Origin of the sequence: Lentzea xinjiangensis (assembly GCF_900110955.1) — a bacterium.
GTDB classification, from domain to species: Bacteria; Actinomycetota; Actinomycetes; order Mycobacteriales; family Pseudonocardiaceae; genus Lentzea; species Lentzea xinjiangensis.
This window is the reverse complement of the sequence record NZ_FOFR01000001.1, coordinates 458,464-472,439: the sequence shown is the minus strand read 5'-3', so window position 1 is coordinate 472,439 and position 13,976 is coordinate 458,464. Positions and strand designations below refer to the sequence as shown.

The following is a 13,976-nucleotide window of genomic DNA, read 5'->3' as shown; positions in this document are numbered from 1 at the left end:
TAGAGCGCTCTATTGGTTGGAGCGCTCTAAGGCTGTAACGTCCGCCACAGGGGTGTCAAGAGGGGAGGTGGTGCGGAGGTGGTCAGGCCGACGATGGAGGACGTGGCCCTGCGCGCGGGGGTCTCCCGCGCACTCGTGTCCCTGGTGATGCGCGGCTCACCCAAGGTGAGCGAGATGCGACGCAGCGCTGTCCTGAAAGCCGCGGAGGAGCTGGGGTACTCGCCGCACGCCATGGCGCGGTCGCTGGCGTCGCGGACGTCGACCGTGCTCGGCGTGATGGTCTCCGACCTGCACAACGCGTTCTTCGCCGAGGTGGTCGACGGCATCGACGAGGTCGCGCGCGAGCGGGGGTTCGACATCATCATCAACACCGGCGGCCGCTCGCCCGCCCGCGAGCGCCGCGCACTGGAGTCGTTGCTCTCCTTCCGGCCCGCCGGACTGGTCCTGCTGTCGCCGGTCGTGCCGGCGACGGCCATCGGCAAAGCCGCCGAACAACTCCCGATCGTGCTCGTGGCCCGGTCGTCCCGCTTGTCCACTGTGGACACGGTGAACGACGACGGCGAGACGGGCGCGCGGCTCGCGGTCGATCACCTGGTCTCCTTGGGGCACAAGCGCATTGCCCACCTGGACGGCGGTGAAGGCAGCCAGGCCGGCCCCCGCCGGCGCGGCTACGTCGCCGCCATGGAGGCGCATGGGCTCGTGCCGCAGGTCGTGTCGTCCGAGTACACCGACACCGCCGGGGCACGGGCGATCCGTTCGTTGCTCGCGGACGACGCCCTGCCCACGGCCATCCTGTCCTGCAACGACTTCAATGCGGTCGGTGCTATCTCCGCGCTGGAGGACGCCGGTCTGCACGTGCCGCACGATGTTTCCGTTGTGGGCTATGACAACACTTCGCTGGCGGCACTGCGCCACGTCTCGCTGACCACGATCGACCAGCCCCGCGCCGAGTTCGGCCGGCTGGCGGCGGACGCCCTGCTGCAACGGGTCCGCGAAGAGCGCACCGAGCCCGTCCGCCACCTGCTGAACCCGTCACTCGTCGTCCGCACCACGACAGCTCCCCCAGGAGGACCGCGTTGAGCACCATCCCCCACTGGATCGACGGCGCCCGCACCACGGGGGTGTCGTCCCGCACGTCCGACGTCTTCGACCCGGCCACCGGGGAGGTCTCCGCGCAGGTCGTGCTGGCCGAGCAGGCGGACGTCGACCTCGCGGTCTCCTCGTCCGCGAAGGCCGCGCAGTCGTGGTCGGAGTCGTCGCTGTCGACGCGGTCGCGGATCCTCTTCGAGTACCGCCACCTGCTGCACGCGCACCGCGACGAGCTCGCCGCGATCATCACCTCCGAGCACGGCAAGGTGCTGTCCGACGCCGCCGGCGAGGTGCAACGCGGCCTGGAGGTCGTCGAGTTCGCCTGCGGGATCCCGCACCTGCTCAAGGGCGAGCACTCCGAGCAGATCTCGCGCGGCGTCGACGCCTACTCGCTGCGCCAGCCGCTCGGCGTGGTCGCGGGCATCACGCCGTTCAACTTCCCCGCGATGGTGCCGATGTGGATGTTCCCCATCGCCATCGCCTGCGGGAACACCTTCGTGCTGAAGCCTTCCGAGCGCGACCCGTCCGCGTCGGTGCGCCTGGCGGAGCTGTTCGGGGAGGCAGGCCTGCCCGACGGCGTGCTGAACGTCCTGCAGGGCGACGCCTTCGCGGTCAACGCGCTGCTGGACCACCCGGACGTCGCCGCGGCGTCGTTCGTCGGCTCCACCCCGATCGCGCGGCACGTCCACTCGCGCGGCACGGCGGCCGGCAAGCGCGTCCAGGCGCTGGGCGGCGCGAAGAACCACATGGTGGTGCTGCCCGACGCCGACCTCGACGTGGCCGCCGACGCCGCGGTCTCCGCCGGCTACGGCTCGGCCGGCGAGCGCTGCATGGCGATCTCGGTGGTCGTCGCCGTGGGCGAGATCGGCGACGAGCTCGTGTCGAAGATCGCCGCACGCACCCGCGAGCTGCACCCCTCGGTGCTGCCGGGCACCGATCCGTCGGCCCAGATGGGTCCCCTGGTCACCGGGGCGCACCGGGACAAGGTCCGGTCCTACGTGGACGCCGGCGAGGCGGCCGGCGCGGCACTGGTCGTCGACGGCCGCGGGTACGCGCCGGAAGGCCGCGAGAACGGCTTCTGGCTCGCGCCGACCTTGTTCGACCACGTCACCCGCGACATGACGATCTACACCGACGAGATCTTCGGGCCCGTGCTCTCAGTGGTGCGCGTCGGCACGTTCGAGGACGCCCTGGAGCTGGTGAACGCGAACCCGTACGGCAACGGCACCGCCATCTACACCGGCGACGGCCTCGCCGCGCGCGAGTACCAGCGGCGAGTGCACGTCGGCATGGTCGGCATCAACGTGCCGATCCCCGTGCCGATGGCCTACTACTCGTTCGGTGGCTGGAAGGACTCGCTGTTCGGGGACACGCACGTGCACGGCGCCGAGGGCGTGAAGTTCTACACCCGTGCCAAGGCGATCACGGCCCGGTGGCCGCAGCAGCACGGCGTGAACCTGGGCTTCCCGACCCACGGCTGACCCGCCGCCCCCGCGACCGCCTCGTCCGCGTCCGCGGACGGGGTGGTCGCCGTGAGCTGGTACGAACCAATTCTCCCGCCGTCGGCTCGCTGATCTCGGCGGATGAACTAAGCGAACGATTGTCCTGCTGAAAACCCCGGGCTAATAGTGATCATGGAATATCCGGGTGCGCGTCATCGGTTCGACAAAGGTGCGGGACGCGCAGGTAGTATCCGCGTCCACCAGTCGAACAACGTTCTCTTTCTCGCCGCCGCGGTCCAGTTCGTTACAACCGGCGCGGTAATGAACGAGAACGCCGCAGCAGGAGGACCGACACGATGTCGCCCAGCGAGGACGACAGTCCGTTCGCGACGGCATGCCGCGCCACCAACCGCGTCGAGTTCGTCGGCGCGCTCAACCAGCTCCGGCTCTCCAGAGGGCTGTCGTACCAGCGGGTGTCGGCCAACGCGGGTGGCCTGACCCTGCCGAAGAGCACCGCTCACGCGCTGTGCACTGAACGTTTCCCGAAGCGGGAGGACCAGTTGCGGGCGTTCCTCGCCGCGTGCGACGTGCCGGCCACCGCGCTCGGCGAGTGGGTGGAGCAGTGGCAGCGGCTGCGGTTCGACCAGCCCCGGGACGACGATCCCGGCCAGCGGAGCGCGTGACGACCATTCGGTGGCAACCGGACGCGCCGCGCAATCAAATGACAAAAACTGGTCAATTGGACGACGTTGGACGGCTTCGCACATCGTCGTTCCGCCCCTGGGAAAACCTGGACGGCGAATCAGTTGGCGGTCACCCGTGTGAGTGACAGAATCGCGGTCGAGCCGTTATGTCGCGGAGTCCCGCGGTGACATCTGAAGCCCGCATCGACGCTTTCCACGACTCCGGCTTTCCGTGTTCTCGAATCGTTCGCACGCCTATCAGGAGTTCGCATGACCCCCACCCCTCCCACCGGGGCAGCTCACGCACGCCGGCGGTGCTCCACCTCCGGCACCGGCATCGTCGTGCTCGCGGTGACCGCGTTCGTCTTCACCGGCTGGATGATCGCGTACGGCTACTCACCGGTCATCGCCGTCGCCACCGCGAGCGCCCTTCTGGCCGTGACCGCCACGGTGAGCCGCAGCCGGCCGTTCAGCGCGAGGTTCGGTCCGCTGCCGCCGGCGAACCCGGTGGTGTTCTGGCAGGACGACCAGCGATGAGCCACCCGGAGGGCGACCCGCTCGAGCGCCTGAACCGGCTCTGGTCGCAGCTCGTGGCCGGGCTGGCGAGGCCGGGGCCGCGGTCGGAGGCGATCGCGGCGTACCGCGAGGTGAACGCCCTCCTCGCGGCCGAGCTCGGCCTCGGCCACGAGCCGGTGCGGCCGTTGGTCGCGACGTCGGCGGCCGAGCTGCGGGCCGCGACCGAGGCCGAGTTCATCGAGCTGCTGCGGACGGTCCGCGTGCGGTCGGGGCTGACGCTGCCGGAGATCTCCCGCCGGGCGGGCGGGGTGCTGCCGCGCAGCCAGGTCTACTCGCTGCTCCGGCGCGGGAAGCTGCCGACGAAGCCCCACCAGGTCCGCACGTTCGTGACGATCTGCGGACTGCCCGAGCAGCAGGTGGCCCGCGTGATGGAGCTGTGGGCGACGTTGCGCGAACGGGCGGGGCTCACGGCAGGCAGGACGTGAGAGGGCCCCCGCTCGGGTGCCGGGCGGGGGCCTCCTGTGCCGCGGTCAGGCGTCGATCTCCTCCCGGTCCCGCGCGGGAGCGGCGGGCGGCGCCGGCTTCGGCAGGAACTTCCTGATCAGCGGGAAGAACACGATCACCAGGACGACCACGTAGACGATGACCGCCATCGGGCTGTTCACCAGGCCGGTCAGCGAGCCGTCGGAGAGCTGCAGCGAGCGGCGCATCTGCTGTTCCGCGGCCGGGCCGAGGATCACGCCGATGATCGCGGGCAGCACCGGCAGGCCGTAGCGGCGCATGCCGAAGCCCAGCACGCCGATCACGAACATCAGCAGCAGGTCGAAGATGTCCGCGTTCACCGCGTAGGCACCGACGGAGGCGAAGAACAGGATGCCCGCGTACAGGTACGGCCGCGGGATGCGCAGCAGCTTCGCCCACAACGGCGCCAGCGGGAGGTTCAGCACCAGCAGCAGCGTCAGGCCGATGAACAGCGACGCGATCAACGCCCACACCAGGCCGGCTTCGCGCTGGAAGAGCAGCGGACCGGGCTGGATGCCGTACGTCTGGAACGCGGCGAGCATCACGGCCGCGACCGCGGTGGTCGGCAGGCCCAGCGTCAGCATCGTGACCAGGGTGCCCGCGGCCGAGGCGGAGGCCGTCGACTCCGGGCCCGCGACGCCCTCGATCGCGCCCTTGCCGAACTCGTCCCTGTGCCGGGAGAGCCGCTTCTCCGCCACGTACGACAGGAAGGTGGGGATCTCCGCGCCGCCGGCCGGGATCGCGCCGAACGGGAAGCCGATCACCGGGCCGCGCAGCCACGGCTTCCAGGTGCGCTTCAGGTCGCCGCGCGAGAGCCACGGACGGCCGACCGGGATCGGCGTGAACGGCTTGCGGCGCAGGTGGGCCGCCACCCACAGGGCCTCGCCCACCGCGAACAGCGCCACCGCGACGACGATCACGTCGATGCCGTCGGCCAGGTGCAGCGAGCCGAACGTGAGGCGCTGCTGGCCGGTCATCTCGTCCAGGCCGACCAGGCCCAGGGTCAGACCGATGAGCAGCGACGCCACGCCGCGGATCCGCGAGGCGCCCAGCACGGACGTCACCGCGATGAACGCCAGCACCATGATCGCGAACAGGTCGGGCGCGCCGATGTCGACGGCGTGCTTCGCCACGAACGGCGCCAGCAGCACGATGAGGATCGTGCCGATGATCCCGCCGATGAAGTGGCCGATGGCGGCGGCGGCAAGCGCTTGCGCCCCACGTCCCCTGCGGGCCATGGGATTGCCTTCGAACGCGGTGACGACGGCGGCGCTCTCACCCGGCGTGTTCAGCAGGATCGACGTGGTCGAGCCGCCGAACATGCCGCCGTAGTAGATGCCCGCGAACATGATGAACGCGCCGGTCGGCTCCATGCCGTAGGTGACGGGCAGCAGCAGTGCCACCGCCATCGCCGGGCCGATGCCCGGCAGGACGCCGATCGCGGTGCCGAGCAGCACGCCGATCGCGGCGAACAGCAGGTGGGTCGGCGTCAGCGCGGTCGCGAAGCCGTCGAGCAGTTGTTCCACCTAGAACACCTCCATCAACGGGCCACCGGGGAGCGGGACGCCGAGCAGGTTGTTGAACACCGCGAAGGTCAGGACCGACAGGCCGGCGGCGATCAGCGGGTCGCGGACGTAGGCCCTGCTGCCGAGCGCGTAGGCCGCGCCCCAGAACAGGATCGCGCCGGAGATCGGGAACCCGACCACGCCGATCAGCGCGGCGTTCGCGAGGAACGCGCCGCACAGCAGCAGCACCGTGCGCCAGTCGGCCGGTGCGGACAGGTCGACGTCCTCGCCGGTCTCCGCCTCGCCGCGGCCGCCGCGCAGCACGTCGCGGGCGAGCAGCACCGCGACGACCAGCAGCAGCGAACCGACCAGGACCGGCACCGCCTTCGGGCCGACCGGGCCGCGCTGGGCGAAGTCGGTGGGGATGCGCAGCGCGTCGGTCAGCACCAGCAGGCCGAGCACGACCAGCACCGCGCAGATGCCCAGTTCGGAGTGTTCGCGGAACCAGCCTCGCGGCTCCCGCCCCGCCTCCGGCTCCCTTGCCGTGTCGGTCGTCATGCCAGCCCCAAGTCCTTCAGCACCGTTGCCACCCGCTTGTTCTCGTTCTCCAGGAAGGTCCTGAACTCGTCCCCCGGCGCGAAGGCGTCGGTCCAGCCGTTGCGCTGCAACGCTTCTGCCCACTGCGGCGTCTTCTGCAGCCGCGTGAACACCTCGACCAGCTTGGCGCGGTCGGTGTCGGAGATGCCCGGCGGCGCGACGATGCCGCGCCAGTTGGTGAACTCGACGTCCACACCGGACTGCCGCAGCGTCGGCGCGTCGATGCCGGGGATGCGGTCCCCGCTCGTCACCGCGAGCACCCGCAACGTGCCGGCCTGGATCTGGTCGCGGTACTCGCCGACGCCGGAGACGCCGAACGCGACCTTGCCGCCCAGCACGGACGCCAGCAGCTCGCCACCGCCGTCGAACGGGATGTAGTTGACCGTCTTGGGCGGCAGTCCCACGGCCTTGGCGATCAGCATCGGCGCCAGGTGGTCCGGTCCGCCCGGAGCCGAGCCGCCGCCGACGGTCACGGTGCCGGGGTTCGCCTTCCACGCGTCCACGAGCTGCTGCATCGACGTGTACGGCGAGTCCTTGCCGACCACGACGATGTCCGGTTCCTCGATCAGCTTCGCGATCGGGGTGGTGTCGAGCAGCGAGCTGGGCGACTTGTTCGTGTACACCGCGCCGACGACGCCCAGGCCCATCGACATGATCAGCTTGCCGTTGCCGCGCTCGCCGACCGTGCGGCCGAGGCCGACCGTGCCACCGGCGCCGGGGAGGTTGAACACCTCGGCGTTGCGCAACAGGTCGGCGTCCTCCATGGCCTTGGCCGCCGTGCGGGCGGTGATGTCGTAGCCACCGCCGGGCGCGTTCGGCACCAGCACCCGCAACGAGCGCACCTGGCCGCTCTCACCGCTGTCCGCACCCGGCGTCAGCAGCGGTGGCACCAGCAGGACGGCGAGCAACGCCGTCGCCACCGACACCCACACCTTCACCGACACTGTGATCCCCGCCTCTCGTCCGCGTGGTTGGACATGTTGCACTCGTGTAAACCTTGATGTCGCTCTTGCGCTTCTAAGGGTTCTTTCGGTCTTTCTGGTCACGGGAGGTGTCGTGCGCCATCGCCGTTCCCTGGCCAGTCAGCTCCTCGCCTGGCAACTCCTAGTCGTGACGTTGCTACTGTGCGCAGTGGGCGCGCTGACAGTCGTCCAGACGGGCAACAACTTTCGCTCCAACGAGGAACGCCGGATGCTGTCCGTCGCGGAGACCGTGGCGGCCAACTCGCTGGTGCAGGAGCGGATGGGCAACTGGCGGGAGCTGTCCGCGCCCGCGGAGACGGCCCGCAGCCTGTCCGGCGCCTCGTACGTGCTGATCCTCGACGCCCGCGGGCTCGTGATCGCCTCGCCGGACCCCGCCCAGATCGGGACCACCGCGGACACCCGGACCACGGCGCTGGAGGGCAGGGCCTGGACGGGGACGACCGGCGACTCGATCGAGGCGCACGTCCCGGTGTTCGACCCGGTGAGCCGCCGGGTCAACGGGATGGTGATCGCGGGCGCCGAGGAGCCGGGGATCTTCGCGGGCGCGCTGGAGCAGCCCGTCGACGTCCTGCGCTACCTGGCCATCGCGCTGCTCATCGGCGTCACCGGCTCGTTGCTGCTGGCCCGGCGGGTGAAGAACCAGACGCTCGGGCTGGAACCGCACGAGATCACCGCGCTGGTAGAGAACCGCGAGGCGTTGCTGCACGGCATCCGGGAGGGCGTCGTCGGCCTCGACGGGCAGAACCGGATCACGCTGGTCAACGACCACGCGAGCGACCTGCTGGCGTTGCCGGAGAACGCCGTCGGCCGCTCGGTCGAGGAGCTGGAGCTCAACGACCGGCTGCGCGACGTGCTGACCGGCCGGGCGACGGGCGTCGACCAGCTCGTGCTGCGGCAGGGTGTCGTGCTCACGTTGAACCGCATGCCGATCGACGGCGCCGGCGCGGTCGTGACGCTGCGGGACCGCACGGAACTCCTCGCGCTGCAACACGAGCTCGACGCCTCGCAGCACGCGACGGACACGCTGCGGGCGCAGGCGCACGAGTTCGCGAACCGGCTGCACACGATCGCCGGGCTGATCGCCCTGAAGGAGTACGACGAGGTCACCAACTACATCCACCAGCTCAGCTCGGCGCAGGACCAGTGGCGGACCGAGGTGAGCTCGTCGATCGGCGACCCCGCCGTGGCGGCGCTGCTGATCGCCAAGGCGTCCCTCGCGGCCGAACGCGGCACGCGGCTGCGGCTCGCCCCGGACAGCGCGCTGGGCCGCGTCGACGACGCGTTGTCCGCGGACCTGGTGATGGTGCTGGGAAATCTCGTCGACAACGCGCTGGACGCGCTGAGCTCGCTCGGCGCCCCCGGCGGAGCCGGCAAGTGGATCGAGGTGGGTGTGATGCAGGTGGACGACGAGGTCCAGGTCGTGGTGCGCGACTCCGGCCCGGGAGTGGCGCCGGAACTCGTGGAGGAGGTGTTCCGGCACGGGTTCACGACCAAGGCGGCATCACACGGTGAACGCGGCATCGGGCTCGCGCTCATCCGACGGGCGTGCCTGCGGCGCGGGGGCTCGGTGAGCGTGTCGGGTTCGGTCTTCACGGCAAGGCTGCCCTGGTGATCCGGGTGCTGGTCGTCGACGACGACTTCATGGTGGCCAAGGTCCACAGCGGCTACGTCGCGCGCACGGACGGTTTCGAGGTCGTCGGCGTCGCGCACAACGGCGCGGACGCCCTGCGGCTGGTGGCCTCGCTGAAACCCGACCTCGTGCTGCTCGACGTCTACCTGCCGGACCAGAGCGGGCTGGAAGTGCTGAAGTCGTTGCGCGCCAACGAGGAGGTGGACGTCATCGTGATCACCGCCGCGACCGACGTCGACACCGTGCGCGGCGCGATGCGCGGTGGCGTCCTGCACTACCTGATCAAGCCGTTCGACTACTCCGCCCTGCGCGACCAGCTCGCGCACTTCGCGTCGTTGCGGGAGAAGCTGCACGGCCTGCGCACGGCCGCGCAAGCCGACGTGGACCAGGTGTTCGGTGCTCGGCCGACCTCGAAACCGTTGCTGCCCAAGGGGTTGACGCCGGAGACCGCGCGACTCGTGGAGAGCGCGCTGCGGTCGCACCCGGACGGGCTCTCGGCGTCGGAGTGCGCCTCGTCGACCGGCGTGGCCAGGGTCAGTGCGCGCAGGTACCTGGAGCACTTCGTGTCGGCGGGACGCGCTGAGGTCCGGTTGCGGTACGGCGGGACCGGACGGCCCGAACGGATCTACGCCCTAGTCCCAGGAGCCTGACCGGCCACGGCCGCGTTTGGTGTCGCCGCGTCGTTTCTTCTCGGCGATGCGGCGTTCTTTGGCTCCACGGCTGGGTTTCGTGGGCCTGCGCACCGGCGGTGGCGGCGCTGCCGCGGCCCTCAGGACCGCGGCGAGGCGTTCCCGTGCGGCGGCGCGGTTCTGCAACTGCGCGCGGTGCTCGGACGCGGCGATCGTGAGGACGCCGTCGACCAGCCGGTTCTGCAACCGGTCGAGCATGCGGCTCTTGAGGTGCGCGGGGATCGACGGCGAGGCAGCCACGTCGAACGAGAGCTCCACCCGGCTGTCCGCCGTGTTCACGCCCTGCCCGCCCGGCCCACCCGACCTGGAGAAGCGCTCGCGCAACTCGGACGCCGGTATCACCAGCGTCCTCGTCACGGTCACGTCGTCCACACCTCGAAGGCTAGTAGGTCAGTCCCGGCAGCGTCGCGATCTTTATCAGCGCCTCGCGGCCGAGGACCGGTTCCGGCCGCGTGGCCCGGGTGCCGCTGCCGGGCTGGCCGGGGTCGTACGCGCCGAACTGATCGCTCACCACGCGGATGGCGCTGTGGTCCGACCGGCTCGCCTCCGCCACCCACATGACCGTGCCGTCCCTGCGCTCGCGGTAGGTCACGACCGCGATGCCGTTCACGCGGTCGAACTGGCAGAAGTCGCCCGAGACCAGGTCACAGCTGGTTTCGTAGGTCTTCCCCCGGAGGAGTTCGATCGTGAGCCCGCCCGTGCCCTTGGAGTCGGTGAGCCGCGCCATCGCGCGCCGGGCGTCCTCGCCGTCCGAGTAGAAGGTCAGCGCCTTGACCCCACCCACGTCCCCCGCGGTGACACCCGAGGGCACGATGTCCGCCTCACGCAGGATTGCGGTCAACTCGGCGTTGCGGTCGAACGCGCCACCTGAGTCCGACATCGCCGGCGCCGCTGCCTCGTGCGGCACCGCGACGAGGTATCCGCCCATGCCCGCCCCGGCCAGCAGCACGAACGCCACGGCCGTCGCGATGGCGGCCCGCCTGCGGGCGAGCTTCGTCTTGCCCTTGCGGATGACCTCGGAGCGGTAGATCCGCAGCTTCGGCTCGTCCTCCAGCAGCTCGCGCAACGCCGCCAGCCCCTTGGCCGCCTGGCTCTTCACCGTGCCCTCCGTCCTGCCGAGGATGCGGGCGGTCTCGGTGACGCTCAGGTCCTCCCAGTACCGCAGCACGACGACGGCGCGTTGCCCCGGTGGCAGGGCGTCGAGCGCCTGGCGCAGGTCGAGGTCGGAGGCCGAGTCCGTGACGGCGCGTTCGGGCACGGCGTCGACGATGCGTTCGCGCTGGAAGAACCCGCGCCGGGTCTCGTCGATGGCGGTGCGCACCAGCACTTTGCGCGCGTAGGCGTCCACGCTGTCCTTGCGCACGCGCGACCAGGCCACGTACAGCTTGATCAACGCGGACTGGACGATGTCTTCGGCGCGGTGCCAGTCGCCGCACAGCAGGTATGCCGTGCGGCGCATGACGAGAGCGCGTGCGTCGACGAACTCCCCGAACTCGCGGTCGCGGTCCAAGTCCCCCTCCTCGGTCGCCGCTTACTACGCGGCGACCGCCTCGGGAGGTTGCCTCAGAAGCGCGGGTGGTCGCCGACGAGGGCGGCGCCGCCCTCCTCCGACTTGGTGATCTCGCCGAGCACCCACGCCGGGACGTGGCGGGCCGTCAGCACGGCCAGCGCGCGGTCGACGTCCTCGGGCGCCACGACGGCGACCATGCCGACGCCCATGTTGAACGCCTTCTCCATCTCGTCGCGCTCGACGCGGCCGCGCTGGGCGATGAGCTGGAAGACCGGCGCGGGCGTCCAGGTGCCGCGGTCGAGCCTCGCGTGCAGGCCGTCGGGCAGCACGCGGGCCAGGTTGGCGGCGAGGCCACCACCGGTGACGTGCGAGAACCCGCGGACCTCCGTCTCGGCGATCAGCGCGAGGCAGTCCTTGGCGTAGATCTTGGTCGGCTCCAGCAGCTCCTCGCCGAGGGTGCGGCCGAACTCCTCGACGTGGCCCTCGAGCGGCATCCGCGCGATCTCCAGCAGCACGTGCCTCGCGAGCGAGTAGCCGTTGGAGTGCAGGCCGGACGAGCCCATGGCGATCACGACGTCGCCGTCGCGGACGCGGTCGGGACCGAGCAGCTTGGACTGCTCGACCACGCCGACGCCGGTGCCGGAGATGTCGTAGTCGTCGTCGCCCATCAGGCCGGGGTGCTCGGCCGTCTCGCCGCCGAGCAGCGCGCAGCCGGCCTGGACGCAGCCCTCGGCGATGCCCTTGACCAGCGCCGCGATCTTGTCCGGGACGACCCTGCCGACCGCGATGTAGTCCTGCACGAACAGCGGCTCCGCGCCGCACACGACCAGGTCGTCCACGATCATGGCGACCAGGTCGATGCCGACGGTGTCGTGCTTGTCCAGCGCCTGCGCGACCGCGATCTTGGTGCCGACGCCGTCCGTGGACGACGCCAGGACCGGCTCCTTCCAGCGGTCGAGCTTGAGCTGGAAGAGGCCGGCGAAGCCACCGATACCGCCGAGCACCTCGGGCCGGTGCGCCTTGGCCGCCCACGGCTTGAGCTTCTCCACCGCCTCGTCACCTGCGGTGATACTGACTCCGGCGGCGGCGTAGGTGGCCTTGGCGCTGTCGGTCACGTCAACTTCTTCCACTTGGATCCGGGTGCTCGGGGACGTGCCCAGAAATCAGGGACGTCGCAGTGCGTCTTCGGCACCATAGCCGTTCGGCAGAACGGGAGCGGCCGAGCCCGAGACGCCCTTGAGGCCCTCGAGCAGGTGCTTGCCGATGAGCGCGTCCTGCGGCAGCTCGATCGGGTACTCGCCGTCGAAGCACGCCGAGCACAGCCGCGTCTTGGGCTGCTCGGTCGCCGCGATGAGCTGCTCGAGCGACACGTACCCGAGCGAGTCGGCGCCGACCGACCGGCGGATGCCGTCGTCGTCCAGGCCGTTCGCGATGAGCTCCGCCCGCGAGGCGAAGTCGATGCCGTAGAAGCACGGCCACTTGACCGGCGGCGACGCGATCCGCACGTGCACCTCGAGCGCGCCGGCCTCGCGCAGCATGCGGACGAGCGCGCGCTGGGTGTTGCCGCGCACGATCGAGTCGTCCACGACGACCAGCCGCTTGCCGCGGATGACGTCGCGCAGCGGGTTGAGCTTCAGCCGGATGCCGAGCTGGCGGATCGTCTGCGACGGCTGGATGAACGTCCGGCCGACGTAGGCGTTCTTGACCAGGCCCGACCCGTACGGGATGCCGCTGGCCTGCGCGTAGCCGATCGCGGCCGGCGTGCCGGACTCCGGCACCGGGATCACCAGGTCGGCCTCGACCGGGTGTTCCTTGGCCAGGCGGCGGCCGATCTCGACGCGCGTCGCGTGGACGCCGCGGCCGGAGATCGTCGTGTCCGGCCTGGCCAGGTAGACGTACTCGAAGATGCAGCCCTTGGGCTCGGGGGTCGCGAACCGGGTCGACCGCAGGCCGTCCTCGTCGATCGCGATCAGCTCACCCGGCTCGACCTCGCGCACGAAGCTCGCGCCGACGATGTCGAGCGCCGCGGTCTCGCTGGCCACGACCCAGCCCCGTTCGAGGCGTCCCAGCACCAGCGGGCGCACGCCGTGCGGGTCACGTGCCGCGTAGAGGGTGCTCTCGTCGGAGAAGGTCAGGCAGTACGCGCCCTTCACCGTCGGCAGCAGCTCCAGCGCGGCCTGCTCGATGCCCTTGTCGGCCGCCGCGTGCGCGAGCAGGCCGCAGAGGATGTCCGAGTCGGTGGTGGCGCCGTTGCGCTCGACGATCCCGAGCGACTTGGCCTTCTCCAGCAGCTCGGCGGTGTTCACCAGGTTGCCGTTGTGCCCGAGGCTCAGGCCCGACCCGGCGGCGGTGGTCCGGAACGTCGGCTGCGCGTTCTCCCAGGTCGTGGACCCGGTGGTGGAGTAGCGGCAGTGCCCGACGGCCACGTGGCCCTTGAGGCTCTGCAGGACCTGCTCGTCGAAGACCTGGCTGACGAGCCCGAGGTCCTTGAAGACGACGACCTGCGCCCCGTCGCCGACGGAGATGCCCGCCGCCTCCTGGCCGCGGTGCTGCAGGGCGTAGAGCCCGTAGTAGGTCAGCTTGGAGACGTCCTCACCGGGAGCCCAGACGCCGAAGACGCCGCACTCCTCACGGGGTTCCTGTTCGGGCTGGGAATGGTCTGCGACCACCGAGTTGGCTCCCTAACGAGTGGGGCTGGCTGCCACCCGAGTGTATGTGGAGCACCAGGTGATATACCCCCTCCGAACCCCTGGTGAGGTGACGAAGCTCATGCGTTCGGCCGCAGGAACGGCCGGATCGGGCCTCCCGGC

13 protein-coding genes and 1 pseudogene are annotated in these 13,976 nt (G+C 70.7%); 7 read left to right on the top strand and 7 right to left on the bottom strand.

Translation table 11 applies throughout. From position 1 onward, the window contains the following. Positions 1–78: 78 nt before the first annotated feature. The 5 genes from BMW88_RS02360 to BMW88_RS41595 all read left to right on the top strand — a co-directional run bounded on the left by BMW88_RS02360 (position 79) and on the right by BMW88_RS41595 (position 4,215). Positions 79–1,080, top strand: a complete 1,002-nt coding sequence (locus BMW88_RS02360) for a LacI family DNA-binding transcriptional regulator (protein WP_089948676.1) — start codon at positions 79–81, stop codon at positions 1,078–1,080. Beyond that, positions 1,077–2,570: a CoA-acylating methylmalonate-semialdehyde dehydrogenase gene (locus BMW88_RS02355; RefSeq protein WP_089948674.1), complete on the top strand. Its 1,494-nt coding sequence runs from the start codon at positions 1,077–1,079 to the stop codon at positions 2,568–2,570. Before BMW88_RS02360 ends, BMW88_RS02355 begins: the two co-directional genes overlap by 4 nt. A gap of 317 nt (positions 2,571–2,887) precedes the next feature. After that, positions 2,888–3,214: a hypothetical protein gene (locus tag BMW88_RS02350; RefSeq protein WP_089948672.1), complete on the top strand. Its 327-nt coding sequence runs from the start codon at positions 2,888–2,890 to the stop codon at positions 3,212–3,214. A 270-nt stretch (positions 3,215–3,484) separates the two neighbouring features. Next, positions 3,485–3,751 carry a hypothetical protein gene (locus BMW88_RS41600; RefSeq protein ID WP_177220895.1) on the top strand — a complete coding sequence of 89 codons (267 nt, stop codon included), beginning with the start codon at positions 3,485–3,487 and terminating at the stop codon, positions 3,749–3,751. Then, positions 3,748–4,215, top strand: coding sequence for a helix-turn-helix domain-containing protein (locus BMW88_RS41595; protein WP_177220893.1), 468 nt, complete (start codon positions 3,748–3,750; stop codon positions 4,213–4,215). Before BMW88_RS41600 ends, BMW88_RS41595 begins: the two co-directional genes overlap by 4 nt. 45 nt (positions 4,216–4,260) lie before the next feature. Here BMW88_RS41595 and BMW88_RS02340 read toward each other — a convergent pair whose 3' ends face one another. Genes BMW88_RS02340 through BMW88_RS02330 form a run of 3 tightly spaced genes read right to left on the bottom strand, consistent with a single transcriptional unit; the run spans position 4,261 to position 7,280 of the window. Beyond that, positions 4,261–5,778: a tripartite tricarboxylate transporter permease gene (locus tag BMW88_RS02340; RefSeq protein ID WP_089948669.1), complete on the bottom strand. Its 1,518-nt coding sequence runs from the start codon at positions 5,776–5,778 to the stop codon at positions 4,261–4,263. Beyond that, the gene (locus BMW88_RS02335) at positions 5,779–6,315 is read right to left on the bottom strand and encodes a tripartite tricarboxylate transporter TctB family protein (RefSeq protein WP_089948667.1); all 537 of its coding nucleotides are present in this window, start codon (positions 6,313–6,315) and stop codon (positions 5,779–5,781) included. It abuts the gene before it with no gap. Continuing rightward, positions 6,312–7,280, bottom strand: a complete 969-nt coding sequence (locus BMW88_RS02330) for a Bug family tripartite tricarboxylate transporter substrate binding protein (protein ID WP_089949432.1) — start codon at positions 7,278–7,280, stop codon at positions 6,312–6,314. Before BMW88_RS02330 ends, BMW88_RS02335 begins: the two co-directional genes overlap by 4 nt. A gap of 184 nt (positions 7,281–7,464) precedes the next feature. On the opposite strand from BMW88_RS02330, the gene BMW88_RS02325 reads away from it, so the two are divergent. After that, entirely contained in the window at positions 7,465–8,949 is a 1,485-nt protein-coding gene (locus tag BMW88_RS02325) for an ATP-binding protein (RefSeq protein ID WP_425434590.1), read from the top strand. After that, entirely contained in the window at positions 8,946–9,617 is a 672-nt protein-coding gene (locus tag BMW88_RS02320; RefSeq protein ID WP_089949431.1) for a response regulator, read from the top strand. The genes BMW88_RS02325 and BMW88_RS02320 overlap by 4 nt, the downstream gene beginning before the upstream one ends. On the opposite strand, the gene arfB is transcribed toward BMW88_RS02320, so the two are convergent. The 4 genes and pseudogenes from arfB to purF form a co-directional block, all read right to left on the bottom strand. Continuing rightward, positions 9,600–10,028, bottom strand: coding sequence for an alternative ribosome rescue aminoacyl-tRNA hydrolase ArfB (gene arfB / locus BMW88_RS02315; protein WP_089948664.1), 429 nt, complete (start codon positions 10,026–10,028; stop codon positions 9,600–9,602). The two genes, BMW88_RS02320 and arfB, sit on opposite strands and share 18 nt — an antisense overlap. Before the next feature lie 679 nt (positions 10,029–10,707). Continuing rightward, a pseudogene (locus tag BMW88_RS43070) lies at positions 10,708–11,166 on the bottom strand (SigE family RNA polymerase sigma factor); the annotation flags it as partial. A gap of 53 nt (positions 11,167–11,219) precedes the next feature. After that, entirely contained in the window at positions 11,220–12,281 is a 1,062-nt protein-coding gene (gene purM, locus BMW88_RS02305) for a phosphoribosylformylglycinamidine cyclo-ligase (protein WP_089948661.1), read from the bottom strand. Positions 12,282–12,329: 48 nt separating this feature from the next. Further along, complete coding sequence (gene purF / locus BMW88_RS02300; RefSeq protein ID WP_089948660.1) at positions 12,330–13,835, bottom strand: amidophosphoribosyltransferase; 1,506 nt, start codon at positions 13,833–13,835, stop codon at positions 12,330–12,332. Between the last annotated feature and the right edge of the window lie 141 nt (positions 13,836–13,976).